Source organism: Photobacterium salinisoli (assembly GCF_003614885.1).
GTDB classification, from domain to species: Bacteria; Pseudomonadota; Gammaproteobacteria; order Enterobacterales; family Vibrionaceae; genus Photobacterium; species Photobacterium salinisoli.
In genome coordinates this window covers 1-1,495 of sequence record NZ_QZMS01000022.1, presented here as the reverse complement: position 1 = coordinate 1,495, position 1,495 = coordinate 1, and the positions used below count along the sequence as shown (strand labels likewise).

The 1,495-nt window shown below is 58.4% G+C and carries 3 protein-coding genes; all 3 read left to right on the top strand.

Annotated features, from left to right (window positions below; translation table 11 throughout):
• Nucleotides 1-333: hypothetical protein (locus D6M16_RS22095; protein ID WP_162941131.1), on the top strand; the 333-nt coding region annotated here is incomplete at its 5' end.
• Nucleotides 334-337: 4 nt separating this feature from the next.
• The gene (locus D6M16_RS22090) at nucleotides 338-1,159 is read left to right on the top strand and encodes a hypothetical protein (RefSeq protein ID WP_120513999.1); all 822 of its coding nucleotides are present in this window, start codon (nucleotides 338-340) and stop codon (nucleotides 1,157-1,159) included.
• Nucleotides 1,152-1,495 (top strand): hypothetical protein (locus tag D6M16_RS22085; RefSeq protein WP_205576955.1); only part of this gene is annotated, 344 nt, incomplete at its 3' end. The genes D6M16_RS22090 and D6M16_RS22085, both read left to right, overlap by 8 nt.

The following is a 1,495-nucleotide window of genomic DNA, read 5'->3' as shown; positions in this document are numbered from 1 at the left end:
ACCATGACTGACCACGGTGCCATGGAAGCCGCGGGGGAAATGGCCAGTGATGCCATGACCCTTGGCTCGAATGCGTTAGCGTCGAATAACAACGCCCTGACGGATGCGTTTAGTTTTGGGCTGGAAACCTTCAACGGGGCGTTGAGTTCCCTTGGCGGCATGGCCTCAAACCAGAGCAATCTGGCCTCGCAGTCCATGCAGTTGGCGAACAGCATCAACGCCAGCGCCAACACAGGCGGAGCCAGTGACATAGGACGACAGAACACTCAGGTCATGATGGCCTTCGCGGCGGTCATCGGCTTGGTGCTGCTGGTTGTGGTGCTTAAGAGGTAGCGGAATGTATCAGACACAGAAAATCATCGAAGTACAGCTACAGGCCGGAGAAAAGATTATCTCGGCTGTCAGTCAGTACCTGTTAATCCGTGACTGCTCCCATACCGTCACCTTGCTGGCAAAAACCCAGAACCGGGAGCTGGGGACAGAGCTGAAGAAAAACGACGTGGTGCCTTTGAGTGGTTTCGAGACCATCGAGCTGTACAACCATCACAGCACGGCAATCACGCTGAAATATCAGCTCACCGATATTCCGGTGAACACCCAGTCTGACGCGGTGGCTATCAGTGGCGCGGTGGAGGTGCACAGCATCCGTGAACCCGTGACCATTGATGCCATTCAGCAAACGGTGCCCGTGTCGTTTGATGCGCCCGTGTCTGTTGCGAATTGGCCCGCGGTCCAGCCTGTGAGCGGAAAGATCACCGTAGGCAATTTGCCTGAGGTGCAGGCGGTGCGCGGGGAAGTGGCGATCACCAACCTGCCCGCGGTGCAGAGTATCCAAGGTCAGGTTGAGATCACCAATCAGCCGCAGGTGCAGCAAGTCAGCGGTCTGGTTGCGGTGGCGCGCAGTGATGCGCTCACCAGTGCGGTGATCTCATTAGAGCAGGCAACCACCATGCAGCTGCTCGCCGCCGACAGCAAGCGCCAGTCTGTGCTGGTGCAGACAGACAAAGCTTTGTTTGTCGGGGGTGAAGGCGTGGATAACCAGACGGGCATTTATATCGCGGCGGGGGAATCCATGACGCTGGATACCGCGGCGGCGGTATACGCCTATGCGCTGGAAGGGGCCACGGTGCGGACACTGGCAGAGGTGCGCCATGGCTAGATTACACGGTAGCGGCGGCGGAAGCTGGAAAAGCGGCGATATCAAGATCCACAACGGCCCCCTTGAATCTATCCCGCTGGGCTGGGTGCTGTGTGACGGTCAGAACGGCACGCCGGACTTGTGCGACCGGGCAATCGTCGGCGCGGGCCGGGCTTACAGTCCGAATCAGACATTCGGGACGGACAGCCGGGCGACAGGCAATCACACCCTGTCATCTAATCAGCTTCCCAGCTCGTCCATGACCTATCAGCGCACCAGTAACTTTCAGATCTCCAGCATTAGTAATGCCGGGGTGGCGAATCGCTCGGTGCCTAATAACGGCTGGAGTGCGTACGC